Annotated in this window: 21 protein-coding genes; 7 read left to right on the top strand and 14 right to left on the bottom strand. The window is 74.4% G+C overall.

Annotation, left to right across the window (positions count from 1 at the left end; genetic code table 11):
* Positions 1-25 precede the first annotated feature (25 nt).
* The gene (gene hrpA / locus WCD74_RS19195) at positions 26-4,036 is read right to left on the bottom strand and encodes an ATP-dependent RNA helicase HrpA (protein ID WP_337696477.1); all 4,011 of its coding nucleotides are present in this window, start codon (positions 4,034-4,036) and stop codon (positions 26-28) included.
* A 231-nt stretch (positions 4,037-4,267) separates the two neighbouring features.
* Positions 4,268-4,768, bottom strand: a complete 501-nt coding sequence (locus tag WCD74_RS19200; RefSeq protein WP_337696478.1) for a GNAT family N-acetyltransferase — start codon at positions 4,766-4,768, stop codon at positions 4,268-4,270.
* Between the two features lie 73 nt (positions 4,769-4,841).
* On the opposite strand from WCD74_RS19200, the gene WCD74_RS19205 reads away from it, so the two are divergent.
* On the top strand, positions 4,842-5,261 hold the full coding sequence (locus WCD74_RS19205) for a hypothetical protein (protein WP_337696479.1): 420 nt from the start codon (positions 4,842-4,844) through the stop codon (positions 5,259-5,261).
* On the opposite strand, the gene WCD74_RS19210 is transcribed toward WCD74_RS19205, so the two are convergent.
* From WCD74_RS19210 to WCD74_RS19260, 11 genes are all read right to left on the bottom strand, one after another.
* Positions 5,233-5,712: a CoA-binding protein gene (locus tag WCD74_RS19210; protein WP_337696480.1), complete on the bottom strand. Its 480-nt coding sequence runs from the start codon at positions 5,710-5,712 to the stop codon at positions 5,233-5,235. The two genes, WCD74_RS19205 and WCD74_RS19210, sit on opposite strands and share 29 nt — an antisense overlap.
* Positions 5,712-7,010: an O-acetylhomoserine aminocarboxypropyltransferase/cysteine synthase family protein gene (locus tag WCD74_RS19215; RefSeq protein WP_337696481.1), complete on the bottom strand. Its 1,299-nt coding sequence runs from the start codon at positions 7,008-7,010 to the stop codon at positions 5,712-5,714. Before WCD74_RS19215 ends, WCD74_RS19210 begins: the two co-directional genes overlap by 1 nt.
* An 18-nt stretch (positions 7,011-7,028) precedes the next feature.
* Entirely contained in the window at positions 7,029-7,292 is a 264-nt protein-coding gene (locus tag WCD74_RS19220) for a hypothetical protein (RefSeq protein WP_337696482.1), read from the bottom strand.
* Between the two features lie 102 nt (positions 7,293-7,394).
* The gene (locus WCD74_RS19225; protein ID WP_337696483.1) at positions 7,395-7,631 is read right to left on the bottom strand and encodes a hypothetical protein; all 237 of its coding nucleotides are present in this window, start codon (positions 7,629-7,631) and stop codon (positions 7,395-7,397) included.
* Positions 7,632-7,795: 164 nt separating this feature from the next.
* Positions 7,796-8,953 (bottom strand): acyl-CoA dehydrogenase family protein, encoded by a 1,158-nt coding sequence (locus WCD74_RS19230; protein ID WP_337696484.1) that lies wholly within the window; start codon positions 8,951-8,953, stop codon positions 7,796-7,798.
* A 73-nt stretch (positions 8,954-9,026) separates the two neighbouring features.
* Positions 9,027-9,389, bottom strand: coding sequence for a hypothetical protein (locus WCD74_RS19235; RefSeq protein ID WP_337696485.1), 363 nt, complete (start codon positions 9,387-9,389; stop codon positions 9,027-9,029).
* A gap of 125 nt (positions 9,390-9,514) precedes the next feature.
* Entirely contained in the window at positions 9,515-10,174 is a 660-nt protein-coding gene (locus WCD74_RS19240; RefSeq protein ID WP_337696486.1) for a response regulator, read from the bottom strand.
* Positions 10,175-10,178: 4 nt separating this feature from the next.
* On the bottom strand, positions 10,179-11,438 hold the full coding sequence (locus WCD74_RS19245; RefSeq protein WP_337696487.1) for a sensor histidine kinase: 1,260 nt from the start codon (positions 11,436-11,438) through the stop codon (positions 10,179-10,181).
* Positions 11,439-11,490: 52 nt separating this feature from the next.
* On the bottom strand, positions 11,491-12,891 hold the full coding sequence (locus tag WCD74_RS19250; RefSeq protein ID WP_337696488.1) for a purine-cytosine permease family protein: 1,401 nt from the start codon (positions 12,889-12,891) through the stop codon (positions 11,491-11,493).
* A 133-nt stretch (positions 12,892-13,024) separates the two neighbouring features.
* The gene (locus tag WCD74_RS19255) at positions 13,025-13,489 is read right to left on the bottom strand and encodes a nucleoside deaminase (RefSeq protein WP_337696489.1); all 465 of its coding nucleotides are present in this window, start codon (positions 13,487-13,489) and stop codon (positions 13,025-13,027) included.
* 31 nt (positions 13,490-13,520) lie between these two features.
* Complete coding sequence (locus WCD74_RS19260) at positions 13,521-14,789, bottom strand: multidrug effflux MFS transporter (protein WP_337696490.1); 1,269 nt, start codon at positions 14,787-14,789, stop codon at positions 13,521-13,523.
* Positions 14,790-15,045: 256 nt separating this feature from the next.
* On the opposite strand from WCD74_RS19260, the gene WCD74_RS19265 reads away from it, so the two are divergent.
* The 5 genes from WCD74_RS19265 to WCD74_RS19285 all read left to right on the top strand — a co-directional run bounded on the left by WCD74_RS19265 (position 15,046) and on the right by WCD74_RS19285 (position 20,430).
* A complete protein-coding gene (locus tag WCD74_RS19265; protein ID WP_337696491.1) occupies positions 15,046-16,065 on the top strand; it encodes a TRAP transporter substrate-binding protein in 1,020 nt (339 codons plus the stop codon).
* On the top strand, positions 16,062-16,652 hold the full coding sequence (locus tag WCD74_RS19270; protein WP_337696492.1) for a TRAP transporter small permease: 591 nt from the start codon (positions 16,062-16,064) through the stop codon (positions 16,650-16,652). The genes WCD74_RS19265 and WCD74_RS19270 overlap by 4 nt, the downstream gene beginning before the upstream one ends.
* On the top strand, positions 16,652-17,956 hold the full coding sequence (locus WCD74_RS19275; RefSeq protein ID WP_337696493.1) for a TRAP transporter large permease: 1,305 nt from the start codon (positions 16,652-16,654) through the stop codon (positions 17,954-17,956). Before WCD74_RS19270 ends, WCD74_RS19275 begins: the two co-directional genes overlap by 1 nt.
* A 37-nt stretch (positions 17,957-17,993) precedes the next feature.
* On the top strand, positions 17,994-18,812 hold the full coding sequence (locus WCD74_RS19280; protein ID WP_337696494.1) for an Fpg/Nei family DNA glycosylase: 819 nt from the start codon (positions 17,994-17,996) through the stop codon (positions 18,810-18,812).
* A gap of 91 nt (positions 18,813-18,903) precedes the next feature.
* Positions 18,904-20,430 carry an acyl--CoA ligase family protein gene (locus tag WCD74_RS19285; RefSeq protein WP_337696500.1) on the top strand — a complete coding sequence of 509 codons (1,527 nt, stop codon included), beginning with the start codon at positions 18,904-18,906 and terminating at the stop codon, positions 20,428-20,430.
* 40 nt (positions 20,431-20,470) lie between these two features.
* Here the strand turns inward: WCD74_RS19285 and WCD74_RS19290 are convergent, their stop codons facing one another.
* Positions 20,471-21,586 carry a DUF2188 domain-containing protein gene (locus WCD74_RS19290; protein WP_337696495.1) on the bottom strand — a complete coding sequence of 372 codons (1,116 nt, stop codon included), beginning with the start codon at positions 21,584-21,586 and terminating at the stop codon, positions 20,471-20,473.
* A 143-nt stretch (positions 21,587-21,729) separates the two neighbouring features.
* Here WCD74_RS19290 and WCD74_RS19295 point away from each other — a divergent pair, with 143 nt between their 5' ends.
* A complete protein-coding gene (locus WCD74_RS19295; protein ID WP_337696496.1) occupies positions 21,730-22,023 on the top strand; it encodes a hypothetical protein in 294 nt (97 codons plus the stop codon).

A 22,023-nucleotide genomic window follows, 5' to 3' on the forward strand; every position in this document is an offset into this window, starting at 1 on the left:
ACCCGGAGTGTGTCGTACCTCCGGGTCAGGCGAGTGCGGCCAGCGCCTTCGCGATCCGCTGCTCGGAGATCGAGCCGGCGGTGCCCACCTCCTGGGCGAACCGGCTGACCCGCAGTTCCTGGAGCATCACGCCCACCGCGTCCCAGGCGTCGCGGTCGAAGGTCCGCGGCTCCTGCTCCGCGGCCCGACGGCGGGCGCGGTGGTCGGTCTCGACCGCGTGGACGCCGTCCATGAGCTCGGCGTCGCGCCGCGGGGCCTCGGCCAGCTTGTCGAGCCGCCTGGCCGCCGCCCGCAGCCACCGGGCCACGTCCGGCAGGCGCGCGACCCCCCACCGCGTCACGAACCGGCCCCCGACCAGCGTCGACAGCTGCGCCCGCACGTCCTCCAGTGCCGGGTCGAGCAGGCCGCTGCCCGGCCGGGCGCGGAGCCGGTCCAGCGTCCCGCGCACGGTGCCCGCCTCGGCGAGGACCGCCTCGGCGCGCGTGAGCACCTCGGCGGCTCCCGCGGGCAGCCGCGCCGCGACGTCGCCGCGGAGCTTCTCGAACGCCTGCGCGGTCCACACCGGGCCCTTCAGCGCGACCACGAGCCCGTCGACCGCCGCCGCCACACAGTCGTCGGCCAGGTCGGCGACGTCCCGGTAGTCCGACTCCGCCATCGCACTCTTCAGCCGCAGCGTCGCCCGGTTGTCCAGCGAGCGCACCAGCGACCGCGCGGGCGACGGGATCGAGCGCAGCAGCAGCCGCCGCGTGCCGGCCCGCATCGCGTCGCGCGCCTCCAGCGCGGAGTCGAACACCCCGACCCCGACCGTCGACCCCTCGTCGACCAGGGCCAGGTGTGCCGTGACCGTGCCGCCCGCCCGGGACTGCTCGCGCGTGCGCGGCAGCTCCCCGACCTCGGCGAACGACGTCAGCCCGCGCCGCTCGAGCCCGTCGGCCACCTTGGCGACGGCGGCCTTCGTCTCCCGGGCGTAGCGGCGGCGCAGGGCGTTCAGGTCGCCGCCGTCGGCGACGGTCGCCCCGTCGTCGTCGGTGACCCGGAACGTCAGCCGCAGGTGCGACGGCAGGCCGGCGACGTTCCAGGCGTCGACGGGGACGTCGACCCCGGAGATCCGCTTCACGGCCTCGCTGAGCGCGCGCAGCAGCGACTCGCCCTCGGCGGGGCGTCGGTCGGCGGCCAGCCGGGCGAGCAGCGCGCGGGCCGTGTCCGGCGCCGGCACCAGCGAGCGGCGCAGCGGCTTGGGCAGCGACCGGACCAGCGAGGTCAGCATCTCCTCGCGCAGGCCCGGCACCTGCCAGGCGAGGTCCTCGGCGCGCACCTGACCCAGCACCGCGAGCGGCACGGTGACCGTGACCCCGTCGGTGTCGGTCCCGGGGTCGAAGGCGTACGAGAGCGGCAGTGTGAGACCGCCGGCCTGCCACGAGTCGGGATACGACCCGGCGTCGGGAGCCTCGTGCGCGAGCAGCGCTGCCGGGTCGAGGTCGAGCAGGCGCGGGTCCCGGCGGGACTCCTTCTGCCACCAGCGGTCGAAGTGCCGGACCGAGACGACGGAGGCGGGCACGCGCTCGTCGTAGAAGCGGAAGATCGTCTCCTCGTCGACGAGCAGCTCGCGGCGGGCACGGCGTTCCATCTCCGCGACCCGCTCCAGCTCGGCGGCGTTGCGGCGGACGAAGTCGTGCCGGCTCGTCCACTCGCCCTGCACCAGCGCGTGCCGGATGAACAGCTCGCGGGAGAGCTCCGGGTCGATCCGGCCGAAGTCGACGCTGCGGTCCATCGCGAGCGGGACGCCGAACAGCGTGACGCGCTCGGTCGCGACGGCGGAGCCGCGGCGCTTGGACCACCGCGGCTCGGAGTACGTCCGCGTGACGAGGTCGCCCGCCGCCTCCTCCGCCCAGCGCGGGTCGATCCCGGCGACGGTGCGGGCCCACAGGCGGGAGGTCTCGACGAGCTCCGCGGCCATGACGAACGTCGGGGGCCGCTTCGCCAGCGACGATCCGGGCCAGATCGCGAACCGCGCGCCCCGGCTGCCCTCGAACTCCGTGATCGGACGCCGCTTGGGCTTCGGCTGACCCTGCTTCGGCTTCGGCGGCTCCACCGCGAGCCCGAGCTGGGAGAGCAGGCCGGTGAGCAGGGCCTGGTGGACGCGGTCGGCGAGGTCCTTGGTGATCTCCTCGCTCGGCTGGTTGCGCGTGAGGCCGAGCTCGTCGCCGAGCTGGCGCAGCTGCGCCGCGAGGTCCTGCCACTCGCGGATGCGCAGGAAGTTCAGGTACTCCGCGGCGCACTGCCTGCGGAACCGGTTGCCGGTGAGCTCCCGGCGCTGCGTGCGGATGTGCTCCCACAGGTGCAGCCACGACAGGAAGTCCGAGCGCGGGTCGGCGAAGCGGGCGTGGGCGGCGTCGGCCTCCGCGGTCTTCTCCGTCGGGCGCTCGCGCGGGTCCTGGGCGGAGAGGCCGGCGGCGATGACGGTGACCTCGTGCAGGCAGCCGAGCTGGTCGGCGGCCAGGATCATGCGGGCGATGCGCGGGTCGACCGGGAGGCGCGCGAGATTCCGCCCGACGTCGGTCAGCCGCGTCGCGTCCCCGTCGACGATCGCGCCGAGCTCGGTGAGCAGCCGGACCCCGTCGCGGACCGCGCGGGTCTCGGGCGGGTCGACGAACGGGAACTCCTCGACCGGCCCGAGCTTGGCCCCGGCCATCTGCAGGATCACCGAGGCCAGGTTGGTGCGCTGGATCTCGGGGTCGGTGAACTCGGGGCGGGCGTCGAAGTCGTCCTCGGCGTAGAGCCGGATGCAGATGCCGTCCGCGACACGTCCGCAGCGGCCGGCGCGCTGCGTCGCCGACGCCTGCGAGATCTTCTCGATCGGCAGCCGCTGCACCTTGGTGCGCTGGCTGTAGCGCGAGATGCGGGCGTAGCCGGGGTCGATGACGTAGCGGATGCCCGGCACCGTCAGCGACGTCTCGGCGACATTCGTGGCGAGGACGATGCGCCGCTTGCCGCCCCGGCTCGGCTCGAAGACCCGGTGCTGCTCGGCGGCGGAGAGCCGGGCGAACAGCGGCAGGACGTCGAGCGGGTCGGTGGGGGAGTCCGGTAGCGCGTTCAGGGCGTCGGCGGTGTCGCGGATCTCGCGCTCGCCGGCGAGGAAGACGAGCACGTCGCCCGGGCCCTCGCGGCGCAGCTCCTCGACGGCGTCGAGGATGCCGTCGAGCTGGTCGCGCTCCTCGGCGCCGGGATCGTCGGGGTCGACCAGCGGCTCGTACCGGATCTCGACGGGGAACGTGCGCCCGGAGACCTCGATGATCGGGGCGTCGTCGAAGTGCGCGGAGAAGCGTTCCGGGTCGATCGTCGCCGAGGTGATGATCACCTTGAGGTCGGGACGGCGTGGCAGCAGCTGGGCGAGATAGCCCAGCAGGAAGTCGATGTTGAGGCTGCGCTCGTGGGCCTCGTCGATGATCAGGGTGTCGTAGCGGCGCAGCAGTCGGTCCTGCTGGATCTCGGCGAGCAGGATGCCGTCGGTCATCAGCTTCACCAGCGTGTCCTCGCTCGCGCGGCTGGTGAAACGGACCTGGTAACCGACGACGTCGGAGTCGGTGGTGCCCAACTCCTCGGCGACCCGCTCGGCCACGGTGCGGGCGGCGATCCGCCGCGGCTGGGTGTGGCCGATCGTGCCGGTGACGCCACGGCCGAGCTCGAGGGCGATCTTCGGCAGCTGCGTCGTCTTGCCCGAGCCGGTCTCGCCCGCGACCACCACGACCTGGTGGCTCTCGAGGGCCTCCTTGATGTCGTCGACGCGGGTCGAGATCGGCAGCTGCTCGGGGTAGGAGACGGCGGGGACGGAGGCGCGTCGTCGTTCCAGGCGCTGCTCGGCGCGCTCGACGTCGCCCGCGATCTTCCCGAGCGTCCCGGCCCGCTTCTCCTCGTCGCCGATCTTCCGCGCCCCGTCGAGGCGGCGGGCCAGTCGATGGGAGTCCGCGCCACCGAGCGCGCGCACGCGGCGCTGCAGCTCGGGGAGGTCGGCGGTGGCGGTGGTCGCTGTGGTCACTCCGGTCCCGGGGGTCGATCGGTAGTCCTGAGCATCAGCGTTGACGGCGGACCCGACATTCCATTGTCCCCTCTCGCGCGACCCGGTTCCGAGCGAAGGGCCCCTTCCGTCGGGTAGACGGGCGGTGGGCGCCCACGGCCGACGGGTGCCCGTCCCGGCAGTGGGCGCCCTTCGCCCGGTAGATCGAGCGATGGGCCCCTTCGCTCGAAAGTGGCCGGGCCCGGCAGCAGGTCACAGGGCGCGCTTGAAGCCCACGTGGCTCGCGGTGAAGCCGAGCCGCTCGTAGAACCGGTGCGCGTCGTGCCGCTCGACCGCGCTCGTGAGCTGCACGAGCCCGCACCCCCGTCGTCGGGACTCGTCGACCGCCCACCCGATCATCCACGCGCCGACCCCGCGACCGCGCTGCGACGCCGCGACGTGCACGGCCTCGATCTGCCCGCGCCACGCCCCGCGTCGGGCGAGGCCGGGCAGGAACGAGAGCTGCAGGGTCCCGACGACCGGTCCGCCGTCGCCCTCGGTCGCCACGACGAGCAGGTGGCGGGGATCGGCGTCGATCGCCGTGAACGCCACCTCGTAGTCGGCCAGGTCCCCGTCGCCGGAGTCGCCCCGCGCCGCGGACACCGGGTCGGCGCCGAAGAGGGCCGCGAGCGCGGGGACGTCGTCGGCGGCCGCGCGCCGCAGGCACAGGGAGTTCTCACCGGGTTCACACCGGGCCAGCACGTCCTGACGCATATTGTCCTTTCAAGTGTCGTGGTCCGGGGTCCCCGGGTACGCGCGACCATCCACCGACGAGGGGACTCTCCCGATGGCCCACACCACGGGCACCCTGTCCGCCCAGCGGACCTCCGACCCGATCCTCACCACGGTCCGGGTCTTCGCCGTCCTGACGGTCGTGACCCTGCTCTGGCAGTTCGTGACGGCCGGCGAGTTCATCGGCCCGGCGGGCGACGAGGCCTGGGAGGCCCCGCACGCGGCGGGCGCGATCGTGCTGCACGTCGTGTCCGGCCTCGCGATGATCGCCGCCTTCGCCCTGTGGCGGCTGCGCGGTGCCGCGCTGTGGCCGGCCGTGACCGCGCTCGTCGTGTTCGCCCTGAGCTTCGTCCAGGCGTACTTCGGCATGGGCTCGACGATGTGGATCCACGTGCCGGGCGCGTCGGTCCTGACGATCGGGGCCGTCGTCGTCGCCGTCTGGGCGTTCAGGCCCGGCCCCGCCGCCTCGCGCTGATCACGCCGGTGTTGAAGCCGGCGAGGTGGAGCCCGCCCGCGAACCGGGCGTGCTCCACCTTGAGGCACCGGTCCATCACCACGGTGAGCCCGGCCTGTTCGCCGCGGCGGGCGAGCTCCTCGTCGTAGAGCCCGAACTGCAGCCAGAACGTCGACGCCCCGGCCTCGATCGTCGCGTCGAGGACGGACGGCAGGTCCTCCGGGCGGCGGAAGACGTCCACGAGGTCGACCGCCACGGGGACGTCGGCCAGCGACGGGTAGACCGGCTTCCCCAGGATCTCGTCGGCGTTCGGGTTGACGAAGTAGACGTCGAAGTCGGTGCTCGAGAGCAGGTAGGTCGCGACGAAGTTCGACGCGCGGGCGGGGTTCGCCGACGCCCCGACCATCGCGACCGTCTTCGTGTCGCGGAGGATCTGCTGCCGGTCGAGCGCGGTGGGGCCGTCCCAGGCCATCAGGCCTCCTTCACAGCGGCGGTGAGGGCCTGGTCCAGGTCCCACAGGATGTCGTCGACGTCCTCGATGCCCACGCTGATGCGGATCAGGTCGGGTCGCACGCCGCCCTGCAGCAGCTGGTCCTCGGAGAGCTGCTGGTGGGTGGTCGACGCCGGGTGCAGGACGAGCGTGCGCGCGTCACCGATGTTGGCGAGGTGGCTGCACAGCTGCACGGACTCGATGAAGCGCTGCCCGGCCGCCCGGCCGCCGCGCACGCCGAAGGCGAACACCGCGCCGGGACCCTGGGGCAGGTAGCGCCGGGCGCGCTCGTGGTGCGGGTGGGAGGCCAGGCCGGAGTAGCGCACCCAGTCGACGCGGTCGTCCGCCTCCAACCACTCCGCGACCCGCTGCGCGTTGCCGACGTGGGCCGCCATCCGCTGCGGCAGCGTCTCCACGCCCTGCAGCAGCAGGAAGGCCGAGTGCGGCGACAACGACGCGCCGATGTCGCGCAGCTGCTCGGAGCGCAGCTTCGTCAGGAAGCCGTACTCCTGGAAGTTGCCCCACCAGCTCAGCCCGCCGTAGGACGGGATCGGCTCGGTCATCTGCGGGAAGTGGCCGTTGCCCCAGTCGAACCGGCCGGACTCGCACACGACGCCGCCGAGCGTGGTGCCGTGCCCGCCGAGGAACTTCGTCGCGGAGTGGATGACGATGTCCGCGCCGTGCTCCATGGGCCGGCACAGGTACGGCGTCGCCGTGGTCGCGTCGATGATCAGCGGGATGCCGGCGGAGTGCGCGACCTCGGCCAGCGCCTCGACGTCGGTGACCTCGCCGGACGGGTTCGTGACCAGCTCGGCGAAGACGAACCGGGTCTTCTCGGTGATCGCCGCGCGGAAGGCCTCCGCGTCGTCCCCGGCGACGAACGTCGTGTCGACCCCGAAGCGGCGCAGCGTCACGTCGAGCTGGGTGACGGTGCCGCCGTAGAGGCTCGCGGCGCTGACGACGTGGTCGCCCGCCCCGGCGAGGCAGGCGAACGTCAGGAACTCCGCGGCCTGGCCGGACGCCGTCGCCACCGCCCCGAGTGCGCCCTCGAGGCTCGCGATGCGCTCCTCGAAGGCCGCCACGGTCGGGTTGGCGATCCGCGAGTAGATGTTGCCGTACTTCTGCAGCGCGAAGAGGTTCGCGGCGTCGGCGGTGTCCTCGAAGACGAAGCTCGTCGACTGGTAGATCGGCACCGCCCGCGCGCCCACCGACGAGTCGGGCACCGCGCCGGCGTGGACCGCGCGCGTCGCGAAGCCCCAGGGACGTTCCGCCTTCTCCACGTCCGCCGTTCTACACGATCACCGGCGCGCCGCATGCGCGGCGAAGTACTCGTTCGACGGCCGCTGGAACAGGAACACGAGGTAGCCGATCAGCAGCAGCCCGGCGAGGACCTGCAGGATCGTGCCGACCCCGCCGGCCGCCACCGGCAGCGCGCTGACCAGCGAGGCCGCCCCGGTGCCGAGCGCGCCGAGGATCCCGAGCCCGGCCAGGATCGCCGTGGTGATCCGGGCCCACGTCGCACCCGCACGGACCTTGAGCCCGAACCAGGCGAACAGGGCCACGAAGACGAGCGTGACGACGAACCCGACGATCGAGGTGATCCCGGACGTCGACTCGACGGTCTGCAGGAGCTGCGGGTCGGCGGGCAGGCCGAGACTCGAGAATTACGCGGCGTAGTCCTCGGCGGTCGGCGGGAGGAGCACGGCGAGGAGCTGGCCGACGAGGTACAGCGCGAGGGCGGCGATCCAGAGTCCGAAGGCGGTGCGCACCGACGACGGCTCGGCGGGCGGCGGCCCGTAGCCGGGCGGCTGCTGGGGGTGCTGGGGGTACTGACAGTACTGGGGGTACTGCCGGCCGGGACCCGGCTGCTGCGGGTCGCCCGGTCCGTACGGTGCGGTCACACCGTGCAAGCTAGATCACTCGGCGGCTTCCTGGGTGGCCTTCTCGGCGGCGTCGGCCTGGTCGTCGAGGATCTCCTCGCGGGCCTGGGCGATGAGGCTGCGCACGGTGTCGTCCTGCGGCTCGGTCATGGGACCGGCATACCCGTTCCGGCGCGCCCCACCCGTCAGTCGAGCCCGAGCCGTGCGGCGATGACCTCGTCCATGATCTCGTTCGTCCCGCCGCCGATCCCGAGGATGCGCGCGTCGCGGTAGTGCCGCTCCACCTCGACCCCGTGCAGGTAGCCGGCGCCGCCGTGCAGCTGGACGGCCTGGTCGACCACCCGGTCGCAGGCCTCCACGGCCTGGTTCTTGGCCATGGCCAGCTCCGTGACGACGTCCTCGCCCGCCTCCCAGCGCACGAGCACGTCCCGCACGTAGCTGCGGGCCACCGTCGCCCGCCGCGCCATCTGGGCGATCCGATGTCGGACGACCTGCCGGGAGGCCAGCGGCGCCCCGAACGTCTCCCGCTGCCGGGCCCACGCGATCGTCAGGTCCACGCACCGCTGGGCGGTCGCGGCCGCCTGCACCGCCAGCGAGAGCCGCTCGGACCCGAAGCGCTCCATGATCTGCCGGAACCCGCTGCCCTCGGCGCCGACCAGGTTCGCGGCCGGCACCCGGACCTCGTCCAGCGAGATCGTCGCGGTGTCCGAGCAGTGCCAGCCCATCTTGCGCAGCGCCGTGCGGTGCACGCCGGGCCGGTCGGTCTCGATCACCAGCAGCGAGATGCCGCGGTGGCCGGGACCGCCGGTGCGGACGGCCGTCGTCACGAAGTCCGCACGGGTGCCGGAGGTGATGAACGTCTTCGCGCCGTCGACGACGAACGCGTCCCCGTCGCGGACCGCGCGTGTGGTGATGGCCGCGACGTCCGACCCGGTGCCCGGTTCGGTGATCCCCAGCGAGCCGATCAGCTCCCCGCGCAGGGTCGGCCGGACGAACCGGTCGACCAGCTCCGGTGAGCCGTGCAGCGCGATGTGCGGTGCGGCGATGCCGTGGGTGAACAGGCCCGCGACGACGCCGCTGGAGCCGCCGGCGAGGATCAGCTCCTCGGTGACGATCGCACTGTCGACGTGCCCGCCCTCGCCGCCGGCCGACTCCGGGAACCCCAGGGCCAGCAGCCCCAGCTCCCCGGCCCGACGGTGCAGCGACCGCGGCATCGCGCCCGCGTCCTCCCACGCGTCGAGCGACGGCACGATCTCCCGCTCGGTGAACCGGCGGACCAGGGCGCGCAGCTCCCGGCGCTCGTCGGTGTCCCACGGGCTGCTCGCTGCGGCCACCGCCGTCACCGGGTGCCTCCTCGTCGTCGGGGTCGGGCCCGGAGCACACGCTGCCCGCTCGCATGATCGGCACGCAAGGGTCTCACCGGCGGGCGGCGCGCAGCAGGTGGACGAACGCCCAGGGCAGGCCGACCAGGACGGCGACCACGCCGACGACGCCGCCGGCCAGCACGCCCGGCCCGAGGTCGCGGCCGGCGACGGCCGCGGTCGCGAGGCCCGCGGCGAGCGGCACCACCACCACGGCCGGCCAGACGAGGGTGCCCAGCCACTTGTCGGCGACGGTCCAGCGCGGACCGGCCCACAGCATCACCACGCCCGCGAACCAGCCGGCGACCGGCACCACGAACCCGCCGACGACGAGCAGCAGCACCGTCGCGACGGAGTAGCCCTCGCTCTGGGCGGGACGGCAGGGGGACGGGCCGGCGGCGTCGGTCGTCACGGTCATGCGGTGCTCCTCGGGTCTCGTCGTCTCGCTGGCACCGATCGACCCTGCTGGGCGCAGACGCTCCGGCCATCGGGCGGAAGCACGAGATCCGCCGTCGGACACCTGGCCGATCGGCCGAGCCGGCGTCAGCCGCGTCGGGCGAGACCGGTCTCCCACGCCCACACCGCGACCTCGGTGCGGTTGCGCGCACCGATCTTCCGCTGGGCCGCGGCCACGTGGACCTTCACCGTCGACAGGCTGATGACGAGCCGCTCCGCGATCTCGGGGTTGGTGTCCCCGGACGCCACGGCCCGGACCACCTCGGACTCCCGGTCCGTGAGCGGGTCGACGAGCCGGCCGCCCCCCGCGGACGGACCCGTCGTCGCGAAGTGCTCGAGCAGCCGGGTGGTCACCGACGGGGCGATCAGCGACCCGCCGTCGGCGGCGGCCCGGACGGCCTCGGTGAGCAGGCGCGGACCGGCGTTCTTGAGCAGGAAACCGCGCGCTCCGGCCCGCAGCGCCGCGTGGACGTTCTCGTCGAGGTCGAACGTCGTCAGGACGATCACCGGCAGCGGGTCGGCGGCGTCGGGCCCGGCCAGCAGCCGCGTGGCCCGGAGCCCGTCGACGCGCGGCATCCGGATGTCCATGAGCACGACGTCCGGCCGCAGCGCCCGGGCCAGCCGGACGGCCTCCTCGCCGTCGCCGGCCTCCCCGACGACCTCGTGCCCGTCGGCCTCGAGCATCATCCGCGCGCCGGAGCGGACCATGGGCTCGTCGTCGGCGAGCAGCACGCGCAGGCCGTCCACGTGATCACCCTAGTCCGGCGGTGCTCCTCCGCCCCGTGGTCGGACGGTGGGGGAGCTCCGCGCGCAGCCGCCAGCCCCCGTCGGCGCGCGGGCCGGCGTCGAGCGTCCCGCCGACCGCGGCCAGTCGTTCGCGCAGGCCGACGAGCCCGTATCCGGAGCCGCCGGGCCGCAGGTCGCCGTGCCCGTCGTCGACGATCTCCACCGCGAGGCGGCCCGGCTTCGGCACGTCCAGGGCGATCCGGACCGCCGTCGCACGCGGTGCGTGCCGCCGGACGTTCGTCAGCGCCTCCACCGTCACCCGGTGCACGGTGGCGACGAGGTCCGGGGCCAGGGCTCCGCCGTCCTCGACGGCGGGGTCGATGGCCACGGTCACGTGCGGGGTCGACGCGGCGGCCTCCTGCACGGCGCCCGCGAGCGTGGTCGCCGCGGGCGGCATCGCGTCCAGGTCGCCGACGCGGTCGTCGCTGCGCAGCGCGCCGACCATCCGGCGCATCGCGTCGAGCGCGTCGCCGCCGGTGGCCTCGATGGCGGCGAGCAGCTCCCGCGTCCGCTCCGGCGTCCCCGGATCGGCGGCGGCGACCTGCGCGTACATCGTCATGCCGGTGACGTGGTTGCCGATCACGTCGTGGAGCTCGCGGGCCACCTGCAGCCGTTCCTCGGCGCGCACGCGGGCGAGGTCGGCGGTGCGCCGCGCGGTGTCGAGGCTGCGCAGCACCACCCCGGTGGCGGCGGGGAGGAGCACGATGACGACGGCGGGGAGCAGGTCGAGGACCCCCAGCACCGGCTGCCCCGCGATCTCGGCCCGCGGGACGAAGGACCCGTGGACGACGGCGAAGGCGAGGATCGCCCCGGTCGCGAGCACCGCGACCGACGGGCGGGCCCGCCGGACGACGGCGCCGAGCAGCACCGGCCCGGGCCCCCACTCGAGCATCCAGCCGAGCAGGCCGACGGGGGACGGGCCCAGCGGGGCGACGAGCGTGACCAGCTGCACCGCGAGCACGGACAGCCCGATGGGCACCGTGCGCCCGGGGCGTCGGTAGCGGTGCAGCGCCGCGGCCCCCGCGGTCCCGGCCGCCAGCACGACCGCCGCCAGCGACCACAGCCCGCCGGGCTCGAGGAACGGCGGCCCGAGCCGGTAGGTCCACAGCAGCCCGAACATGCCCGTGAAGCCCGCGAGGCTCGCGAGGTAGAGCAGGCCCTCCGCGGCGAACGCCACCCGTCGGCCCCGGGACCGGGACCGGCGGGCGTCGTCGGAGGTGATCACGCCCGCGATCGTGCCCCCGCGCCCCCGGGTGCGCCTCGACCGATCGGTCAGGTCACGCGGAGGCGCCGCGGCGCATCAGCCAGTAGATCGTCCCGGTGACCAGGAAGCCGACCATGAAGGCGATGTCCCCGATCTGCGGGACCGCCGCGGCGACGACGCCCGTGAACAGGGTCTGGTTCGCGAACAGCAGGATCGACACGACGATCCCGGCCAGCATCGCGACCGGCCCCGCGTGGTTGCGGTACGAGGTGTCGAAGAGCAGGTGCTCCCCGTCGCCGCGCCGCAGCCACCGGTCGACGAACACCACCGCCAGCCACGGGCCGATCCAGTAGGCGATGATCAGCAGGAAGCCCTCGTACGCATGCCCGGCATCGGCCAGGCCGAACAGGGCGACGACGAAGCCCAGCACGCCGAAGACCCCGACGGCCAGCGCGCGGCGCAGCGTCAGCGGGAGCCGGATGCCGAGCGCGACGAACGACATCGACCCGGAGTAGATGTTGATCGCGTTCGCGGCGATCGCCCCGACCGCGATGCAGAGCAGGGTCAACGCCGCGAGCCAGCCGGGCAGGTGCCCGGTGAACACCCCGGTCGGATCGTCGAGCGCGCCGCCGCCGATGCCGCCGATCGTCGCCGAGGCGGCGCCGACGGTCTCGAGCACCACGCAGGGCACGAACACCCCGAGGCCGGCGGCCCAGCCGACGGCGTGGGGACTCGCGTCGGCGGGCAGGTAGCGGGTGTAGTCCGTGGCGTAGGGGTTCCAGCCGGCCGCGTAGCCGAAGGTCGCACCGACGGTGAGCAGGAAGCCGGCGACCGTCCCCGCGGGCTGCCCGCCGGTCGGGACGAAGGTGGTGTCGACCTGCGTCAGGATCACCACGGACGTGATCGCGAAGACCACGCCGAGCACCGGCAGCACGACCTTCTCGAACCCGTGGATCAGGTTGTGCCCGAGCAGGGCCACCCCGATCTGCACGAGCGCGACGATCAGCAGCGCGACCCAGCCCGGCATCCCGGTCAGTGTCGACAGGGCGAGTGCCCCGGAGACGCTGTTGACGGCGAACCAGCCGATCCCGCCCACGACGGCGTTCAGGGCCGCCGGCAGCGCGTTGCCGGTGAACCCGAACCCGAGGCGCGAGAGCACCATCATCGGCACGCCGGCGGCCGGGCCGCGGGCCGAGAGCAGCCCGTGGGTCAGCGACCCGAGCGCCGTCCCGACGAGGATGCCGAGGAACGCCCCCCAGAACGAGAGCGAGAACGCGCCCACCGCGAGCACGCCGACGAAGATCGTCGCGAACTCCAGGTTGGGTGAGCACCACGTCCAGAACAACTGGCGCGGGCGCCCGTGGCGCTCCGCGAGCGGGATGAACTCCGCGCCCCCGGGCTCGACCGCGACGACCTTGTCGCCGTACACGCCCTCCCGGAGGACGACGTCCGCTGGTTCCTCGATGACCGACATGGCCCCTCCTGCGGTGGGGGACCCGACGGCGCCGTCGGGGTCCGATGACGACGAGTCACTGCGCCTGCCGGCTCGAGCTCCGCTGCGCTCGGTCTCACTCCGCCTGCTGGTTCGAGCTCCGCTGCGCTGCGTCTCACTCCGGCCCGCCGATGTCCTCGAGCCACGTGTCGGGCTGCTCGGTGGCGAACCGGCTCATGAGCTCGGCGCACTCCGGGTCGTCGAGCACCGTGACCTCGACGCCGTGCTCCGCGAGCCACGCGTGCTGCCCGCCGAAGGTGCGGGCCTCGCCCACGATCAGCCGCGGGATGCGGAACTGGCGGATCAGGCCTGCGCAGAAGAAGCAGGGCGACAGGGTGGTGACCATGGTGGTGCCGGCGTAGTCGGGGCGCCGGCCCGCGGCGCGGAAGGCGGCGGTCTCGCCGTGGGTGGCGGGGTCGCCGTCCTGGACGCGCCGGTTCTGCCCCGACCCGAGCAGCTCGCCGTCGGGACCGAAGAGCGCGGCGCCGACCGGCACACCGCCCTCGTCGTAGCCCGTGCGCGCCGCCGCGAGGGCGACGGCGAGCATCTCGGTCGGGGTCGGCACGGGGTGCAGCGTCATACGTGGGGATTCGGCACGGGTGACGTCGGCGTTAAGTGTGCGCTCCTGCCGTGGTGGGCGCGTCGACGTCGCCCAGGCTCCAGGGGCGGACGACCGCAGCGAGGACGACACACGCCAGCACCAGCGCGCCCGACACCGAGAGCCCGAGGGCGACCGCGTCGTTCCCCAGCAGCCCGACCAGCGGCGAGACGAGCGCCCCGACCCCGAACTGGACCGCGCCGAGGAGCGCCGCGGCCGTCCCGGCGTGTCGCCCGTGGCGGGAGAGCGCCAGGGCGGGGGCGTTGGGCAGGGCCAGGCCGCACGCGAACAGCACCGCACACATCGGGACGACGACGCCGACGAGCCCGGGACCCACCACGGCCAGGGCGAGCAGGACGAAGGCCGCGACGGTCCCCGCCCCGATGGCGGCGACGAGGATGCGTCGCGGCTCGAAGCGGCGCAGCAGCAGGGCGTTGAGCTGGGTGGCGGCGATGAGGAAGACCGCGCCGGCGCCGAAGAGGATGCCGAACTGCTGCTCGTCGAGCCCGTACTGGTCCTGGTAGACGAACGTCGCGCCGGAGACGTAGCTGAACAGGCCCGCCATCGCGAGCCCGGCGACCAGGACCAGCCCCACGAAGGCGCGGTCGTGCAGCAGTCCGCGGTAGGTGCTCAGAGTCGTCCGGATTCCGGGTCGGCTGCGCCGGTCGGGCGGCAGCGTCTCGGGCAGCGAGCGCCACACGACCGGCACCAGGACCGCTCCGTACAGCGCGAGCACGACGAACACCCCGCGCCAGGACGTGATGCGCAGCAGCTCCCCACCGAGGGTCGGGGCGAGGACCGGCGCGACACCCATGACGAGGAAGAGCCGCGAGAGCAGCGTCGCCGCCGGCCGGCCGGTGAACAGGTCGCGCACCACGGCGAGGGCGACGACGGCGCCGGCCGCGGCACCGAGGCCCTGCAGCACCCGCAGGACGCCGAGGACCGCCACGTTCGGCGCGACGACGATGGCGAGCGACGCCAGCACGTGCAGGGCGGTCCCGGCCAGGAGGGGCTTGCGCCGCCCGACGGCGTCGGAGAGCGGGCCGATGAGCAGCTGCCCCGCGGCCAGGCCGATCAACGTGCCGGTCAGGGTGAGCTGCACCGCGGCCTGCGTGGTCTCCAGCTGGGCGGTGATCGTCGGCAGCGCCGGGAGGTACATGTCGATCGTGAGGGGCCCGAGGGCGATGAGCGCTCCGAGCACCAGGGCGATCCGGAGACGGCTCGGCGACGTGCCGGAGCCCGGGTCGGCCGGGCCGGTGGCGGTGCGACTGGGGGAGGTCACGGTGGCCTTCCGGAAGGGGGGGGCGAGCGGACGGGGCCCGCTGCTCCGAGGGCCTCCGGGGACAAGAGCGGCACGCCGCCGCCTGTTCCGCGAGGCCCGAGATGTGACGCCGCCCATCGTCGGGACGGACCCTCCCCGTCGTCCGGAAAGTGCCGCCGACCCCTGCCGTGGGCGACTCCGGTGGGACAGACTGCCCGCGGTCCGCACCGGTCGCGCACGCCGGGACGTGGCGGGCGCGACGGAGGGAGCTTCGAGCATGCACCGACGGGGCTTCCTCACGGCCGCCGCCCTCGGGGCCGCGGGCGTCCTCGCCGGGTGTGCGGCCCCGGCGGGCGGAGGCTCCCCGGCCGACGGCCCCGTCCGGGCCGCCACATACATCCCGAAGTCGTACGACGACCTCTACCCCGGCGTGGAGGTGACGCTGGACGCGGTGGGCCGGGCGGGCGGCCCCGCGTTCGACCTCTTCGACGGCGGCACGCTCCTCGGGGCGGAACAGCTGCTGCCGGGCCTGCTCCTGGGCGCCGCCGACCTCGTCTTCCAGACCAGCTCCTACGTGTCGTCGAGCTTCCCCGCCCTCGGCGCGATGGAGCTCCCGTTCGGCACCGAGGACTACGCCCGCCACCGGCGGGTCTTCGACCCCGACGGGCCGCTGGTCGCGCTGGTGAACGAGCAGCTGGCCGAGAAGGACGTCCGGCTCCTCGGCGGGATGCCGCTGACCTACGAGTACTTCTGGACGGTCGACCGGCCGGTCCGGCGGCCCGAGGACGTGGCGGGGCTGCGGGTGCGCGTGGCCGGCGAGATCGAGGGCGAGACGGTGAAGGCGCTCGGCGGCGCGCCGGTCTCGATGGGGTCGGCCGAGGTGTTCGAGGCCCTCCAGCGCGGCACCATCGACGGGATGCTCAGCTACCTGGGCACCGTGGTCTCCCGCGACCTGCAGTCGATCCTGCGGTACGGGACCCGCTGCCAGATCGGCTCGTACACCTTCGACGCGTACTGCCGCCGGAGCTGGTACGACGCACTCGATCCGGGCCTGCGCGCCGCCCTCGACGCGGGCGGCCGGGCGCTCTACCGCGAGGGCACCGCGACGATGGTCGCGGTCCACCAGGACCAGTACCTCCCGGAGGTCGTCCGGGGCGGCGTCGAGATCGTGGACCCGACGCCGGACGAGCTCGCGGCGCTGCGCGCGGCCACCGAACCCGTCCGGGCCCGGTGGGAGGCCGCTCTCGGGAGGCCCGCCGTGTCCGCCCGGATGGCCGAGATCGTGCGGACCGCGTGACGGAGGCGGAGATGGGCGCGCAGCCGAGCTCGACCCCGACGACCGACCGCGGGCCCCTCGGCGCGGCCCGGCGCGCGGTGCTCGCGACGACGCGGGCCGCGGCGGCGCTGGCCGCCCTCGTCGTCGCCGCGATGGTCCTGACGATCACCTACGACGCGCTGGCCCGGTACCTGTTCGCCGCCCCGACCGACTGGGCCTACCCGCTGAACACGTCCGGGGTGCTCGCCGCGACCGTCCTCGCGATCCCGCACCTGTACGCCACGGGCGGCCACATCGCGCTCGACCTCGTCCACCGCGGGCTGTCCCCGCGCGCCCGCCGGCGGGCCGACGTGGTCACCGGTGCGGCGACGGCCCTGTTCGGGCTGGCCGTCGCGGTGACGGCGGCACGCTCCGCGGCCGTGGGCATCGAGCGCGGGCTCACGGCCGCCGGCACCTTCAGCATCCCGCTGTGGGTCCCCGACCTCGTGCTCGCGGTCTCGGGCGCCCTGCTGGTCGCCGCCGCGCTGCTCTTCCCGGCCCACCCGCCGCCCGACGAGGCGCCGGAGCCGGCCGGGGCGGGACACGACGACGAGGGAGCGGCACGCTGATGGCGGACGGACTGGTCGTCGGGCTCGCCGTGGTGGTCCTGGTCGTCCTCATCGGCCTGCGGACCCCGATCTTCGTCGCGCTCGGCCTGTCGGGCGTGCTCGGCCTCCTGGCGCTCGACGGCTGGCGCGGGATCGAGCTGGTGCCGCTCGCCCTGAACGCGCAGCTGCAGGAGTACGCCCTCGTCGCCGCGCCGCTCTACATCCTGCTCGGGGAGGCGCTCGCGGTCAGCGGGCTCGGGCGCGACCTGTTCGCCGCCGCCCACCGGTGGTTCACCCGCGTGCCCGGCGGGCTGGGGGCCTCGGCGGTCGCCTCGTCGACGGTGTTCGGCGCGATGTCGGGCGTCAGCATCAGCTCGGTCGCCGTGATCGGCCGGATGGCCGTGCCCGAGATGCTCGAGCGGGGCTACCGGCCCGCCTTCGCCAGCGGCTCCGTGGCGGCCTCGGGCGCCCTGGCCATGCTCATCCCGCCGAGCCTGATGTTCATCCTCTACTCGTCGATCACGGGTGAGAGCACCGCGGCCCTGTTCGCCGGCGGCATCGTCCCCGGCCTCCTGCTCTCCGCGATGATGATCGCCTACGTGGTGGGGCGCGCGAGCCTGCGACCGACCGAGGCCCCCCGCGACACCGAGGTCTTCGACTGGGGGCAGCGCCTCCGGGCGCTCGGTGCCGTCGCCCCCGCCCTCGGCCTGGTCGTCCTCGTGCTCGGCTCGATCTACACCGGCTTCGCGACGCCGACCGAGGCCGCCGCCGTCGGCGCGCTCGCCGCCCTCGTCATGACCGCGGTGCTCTACCGGGCCCTCGGCTGGGCCGAGCTGCGGTCGGTCCTCACCTCGACCGCCGCGGTCGGGGCGTCGATCCTCGCCATCGTCGGCGCCGCGTACGTCTTCACCCAGATGCTCGTCCTGGCCCGCATCCCGGACACGGTGTCGGACTTCGTCGTCGGCCTGGACGTGCCGCCGTGGGTCGTGATGGTCGCGATCATGGTCGTGCTGCTGGTGCTGGGCTGCCTCGTCGACGCGGCGTCGCTGCTGCTGGTGGTCACCCCGATCCTCGAGCCGGCGGTGAGCGACCTCGGCTACGACCCGCTCTGGTTCGGCGTGCTGCTCGTGGTGAACCTGGAGATGGCGGTGATCACCCCACCGGTCGGGCTGAACCTCTACACGATGAAATCGGTGGTGCCCGAGCTCGACATGGCCGAGATCTTCCGCGGCGTGGCCCCCTACCTCCTCATCGAGGCGGCGCTGCTGGGCCTGCTCATCGCCGTCCCCGAGCTGGCGACGTTCCTGCCGGGGCTGCTGAGCTGACCGGCGTGAACGCCCCGGGTGGGGGTACCACGGTGGGGTGCCCGAGCTGCCCGAGGTGGAGAGCGCCCGCCAGGTCCTGGAGAAGGCGCTCGACCGCACGATCACCGACGTCGACGACTCCGACGAGTACGTGTGCCGCCCGCACCGGCCGGGCGAGATCGCGAAGGCGCTGGTGGGCGGGAGGCTGACCGCGGCGCACCGGCTCGGGAAGACGATGTGGTGCGAGACCCGCACGGCGGACGGCGAGCCCGGGCCGAACCTGGGCGTGCACCTCGGCATGGGCGGGCGCATCCGGGTCACCGGGCCCGACGGCGACCGCGAGTCCGAGTACGCGGGCGGCCTGCCGTCGAGGTCGGCCGAGGAGAGGCAGAAGCCGGAGTGGGACCGGGTGACCTTCTCGTTCGACGACGGCGGGACCTTCCGGCTCTTCGACAAGCGCCGGCTCGGGCGGGTCCGCCTCGAGCCCGACCTCGACGCCCTCGGGCCGGACGCCGCCGAGATCACCCGGGAGCAGTTCCGGGAGCGCGTCGGCCGCGGCACCGCGCCGATCAAGGCGCGGCTGCTCGACCAGTCCGTCCTCTCCGGCGTCGGCAACCTCCTCGCCGACGAGACGCTGTGGGAGGCGAAGCTCGACCCGCACACGCCGGCCGGTGAGCTGTCCACCGAGGCGCTCGACGAGCTGCGCCGGGTGCTGCGCCGCGCCACCCGGCAGGCGATCGAGCGCGGCGGGGTGCACACCGGCGAGGTCATCGAGCACCGGGTGAAGGACGGCACCTGCCCGCGCTGCGGGGCCCCGATGGCGCGCGGCACCGTCGGGAGCCGGACCACCTGGTGGTGCACCGTCGAACAGGCGTGATCGTCCGAGGTGCATCTACGCTGCTCGGACACTGTCGTCGGCCCGTGGGAGGCCCCCCGTGACCACCGGTCCGTTCGTGGCGAACACCCCGATGCCCGCGGCGTTCACCTTCGCCGAGCTCACCCCGACGGCGTTCCTGGAGCGCTCGGAGCATGCCTTCGCCGAGCGCACGGCGATCGTGGACGGCGACCGGCGGTTCACCTACGCCGAGTTCGCGGACCGTTCCCGACGGCTGGCCGGCGCCCTCGGGGCCCTCGGCGTCCAGCCCGGCGACCGCGTGGCCGCCCTGGCGACCAACAGCCACGTCATGCTCGAGGCCCACCACGGCGTGCCGTTCGCCGGTGGCGTGCTCGTGCCGCTGAACACCCGGCTGGCCGTCGACGAGCTCGCGCACATCGTCGAGCACTCCGGGGCCCGGGTGCTGCTGGCGACGACGGAGCTCGCGGACCGGGCCGCCGAGGTCGCGCAGCGGACCGGGGCGACGCTGCTCGTCGAGGGCGACGAGTACGAGGACCGGCTGGGCCGGGCCGCGCCGAGCGTGGTGCCGGTCGCCGACGAGCGCGGCCTGCTCGCGATCAACTACACCTCGGGGACGACCGGCCTGCCCAAGGGCGTCATGTACCACCACCGCGGGGCCTACCTGCAGGCGCTCGCGATGGCCTTCCACCTGCGGCTGGACCCGTCGTCGCGCTACCTGTGGACGCTGCCGATGTTCCACTGCGACGGCTGGTGCTTCCCCTGGGGCGTCACCGCGGCCGGAGGCACGCACGTGTGCCTGCGCGCGATCGACGCCGAGGACATCTGGCGGCTGCTGGTCGACGAGGCCGTCACGCACTTCTGTGCCGCCCCCACGGTCCTGACGATGATCGCGGGCGCGTCCGCCGCCTCGCCGCTCGACCAGCGGGTCACCGTGGCCACCGGCGGCGCCCCGCCGTCGCCGACGCTGCTGTCGCGGATGACGCGCCTCGGCATGGACATCACCCACCTCTACGGGCTCACCGAGACCTACGGACCCGCCGTCGTGAACGACTGGCACCCGGAGTGGGACGACCTCGACGACGACGAGCGGGCCCGGTTGCAGGCCCGTCAGGGAGTCGGGAACGTCGTGGCGGCGAGGCTGCGGGTGATCGCCGAGTCCGGCGCCGACGTGCCGGCCGACGGCGAGACCCTGGGCGAGCTGGTGGTGCGCGGCAACGACGTGATGCTGGGCTACTACCGCGACGTGGCCGCCACCGCGGCGGTCGACGCGGCCGGGTGGTTCCGCACCGGCGACCTCGGCGTGGTGCACCCGGACGGCTACGTGGAGATCCGCGACCGGTCCAAGGACGTGATCATCTCCGGCGGGGAGAACATTGCATCGGTCGAGGTGGAGCGGGTGCTCGACAGCCACCCGGCGGTGATCGAGTCGGCGGTCGTCGGGGCGCCCGACGAGCAGTGGGGCGAGGTCCCGGTGGCCTACGTGTCGGCGCGCGAGGAGGTGGACCCGGACGAGCTCGTCGAGCACGTCCGGACCCACCTCGCCCGGTTCAAGGCGCCGAAGCGGATCGTCTTCGGCGAGCTCCCGAAGACCTCGACCGGCAAGATCCAGAAGAATGTGCTCCGCGCAGGTGAGCAGTAGTCCGTGCCGGGACACGGAAAACTGCTCAGCTGACCGGAGGTCACACGGCGTCCTGCAGGCGCCGGGCGCCCTGGTCGGCCTTCTGCGCGGTCTGCCCGGTGGCCTGACCGACGAGGCGCAGCCCCAGGACGGCGACCACGTTGACGAGCCGGCCCGTCACGCGGACGGGGTTCAGCGCGGCGGCGAGCTGGTCGATCGGGGCCGCGGCCGCCTCGGTGTAGGCGTGGATGGTCTGCCCGACGCGGTCGGCGGCGCTGATCGCCTCCTCCTGGAACTGCGCCCCCTGCTGGGCGGCCCGCCGGGTGGTGTTGCGGAGCTCGTCGCTCGCGTCCCGGGCGGTGGCCTCCGCCGTCGCGGCGGTGCGCCGGGCGGCCGCGCGCGCCTCGCCCGCGACCTCCTTGGCGGTGCCCCGCACCTGCTCGGCGGCCTCCTCGGCGGTGGCCTCCGCGACCTGCGCGGCGTCCCGCGCGGCGGCCTCCACCGACTGGCCCGCGGCGGACGCGTCGTCGGCGATCTGGTCCGCGCCCTGCGAGACGGTGCGGCCGACCTTCTTCGCGCCGGTCTCGGTGTGCCCGCGGACCTTCTTGGCGGTCGTCGCGACGTCGTCGCCGACCTCGTCCGCGGCCCGCGAGGTCTCGTCGGCGACGGTCCGGGCGGAGTCCGCGGCCTGGTCGCCGACGGCCTCGGCGCGCCGGCCGGCCCGCTCGGCGACCTCGCGCGGCGCCTCGGCACCGTCGGACGCGGCCGAGGACGCGTTCTTCGCCGCGGCGTCGCGCTCGGCGGCGCTGCTCTGGCCGGAGGCCTCGAGGCGGGCCCGGTCGAGGTCGGCGACCTCGACCCCGGCCTGCGCGGCCTCGGCGGCGGCCCGCCGGGAGGCGTCCTCGCCGGTCTGCTTCGCCTCGGCCGCCGCAGCGGCGGCGGAGAGCTCGGTGGCGATGCGCTCGGAGTCCTGGGCATGCGCGGCGACGTCGCCGGTCTCGACGAGCTCGCCCGCGAGGTCGTGCACGAGGACGGCGCCGCCGCCGTCGTTCCGGACGATCTCGACGGCGCGGGTGATCGCCTCGGCCTGGGTGGGGGCGTGGGCGCTGGGCCGGGTGGCGGCGGGCTTGACGACGATCCAGCCGTCGTCGCTGGGGCGGACGTGGCGGTCGGCCATGGGGAACCTCTCGGGAGTCGTGGGGACGCGACGGAGATGCCCGCTCGGGGGCCGCGGGACGCGCCTTTGGTGCGTTCAGGGGCTTTCCTCCCCCGGTGACTCGGAGCACCCTGGGGATCCGCACGACGGAAGGACGGCGCGCCATGACCAGACCCCACGCGGCGCCCGAGCAGGTCCTCGGCTCCCGCGACGAGGCGGAGCGGGCCCGGCTGGAGGAGGCGCGGGCGCAGCACCGCCGCCTCTCGAACGAGGTCACGATCCTGGAGAACTTCGACCGGCGGCTCACCCGCCAGATCCACGAGAAGCAGGACCAGGGCCGCGACGACTACGTCCGCGAGCTCGTCCAGCGGCGCATCTCGGTGCGCTCCCAGCTGGAGGAGATGCGCTTCCGGCGCAACAAGGCCGGCGAGGCCGCCGGCGTCGCGCCCCGGACCTAG

Origin of the sequence: Actinomycetospora aurantiaca, from assembly GCF_037401875.1 — a bacterium.
Lineage (GTDB): Bacteria > Actinomycetota > Actinomycetes > Mycobacteriales > Pseudonocardiaceae > Actinomycetospora > Actinomycetospora aurantiaca.

Coding starts and splice junctions, on each gene's coding strand:
- WCD74_RS19250 (WP_337696488.1), bottom strand. CDS start 12,891: ATGTCGGTCATCGAGGAACCAGCGGACGTCGTCCTCCGGGAGGGCGTG.
- WCD74_RS19255 (WP_337696489.1), bottom strand. CDS start 13,489: ATGACGCTGCACCCCGTGCCGACCCCGACCGAGATGCTCGCCGTCGCC.
- WCD74_RS19275 (WP_337696493.1), top strand. CDS start 16,652: ATGGCGGACGGACTGGTCGTCGGGCTCGCCGTGGTGGTCCTGGTCGTC.
- WCD74_RS19290 (WP_337696495.1), bottom strand. CDS start 21,586: ATGGCCGACCGCCACGTCCGCCCCAGCGACGACGGCTGGATCGTCGTC.
- WCD74_RS19235 (WP_337696485.1), bottom strand. CDS start 9,389: ATGACCGTGACGACCGACGCCGCCGGCCCGTCCCCCTGCCGTCCCGCC.
- WCD74_RS19285 (WP_337696500.1), top strand. CDS start 18,904: ATGCCCGCGGCGTTCACCTTCGCCGAGCTCACCCCGACGGCGTTCCTG.
- WCD74_RS19205 (WP_337696479.1), top strand. CDS start 4,842: ATGGCCCACACCACGGGCACCCTGTCCGCCCAGCGGACCTCCGACCCG.
- WCD74_RS19265 (WP_337696491.1), top strand. CDS start 15,046: ATGCACCGACGGGGCTTCCTCACGGCCGCCGCCCTCGGGGCCGCGGGC.
- WCD74_RS19295 (WP_337696496.1), top strand. CDS start 21,730: ATGACCAGACCCCACGCGGCGCCCGAGCAGGTCCTCGGCTCCCGCGAC.
- WCD74_RS19200 (WP_337696478.1), bottom strand. CDS start 4,768: ATGCGTCAGGACGTGCTGGCCCGGTGTGAACCCGGTGAGAACTCCCTG.
- WCD74_RS19210 (WP_337696480.1), bottom strand. CDS start 5,712: ATGGCCTGGGACGGCCCCACCGCGCTCGACCGGCAGCAGATCCTCCGC.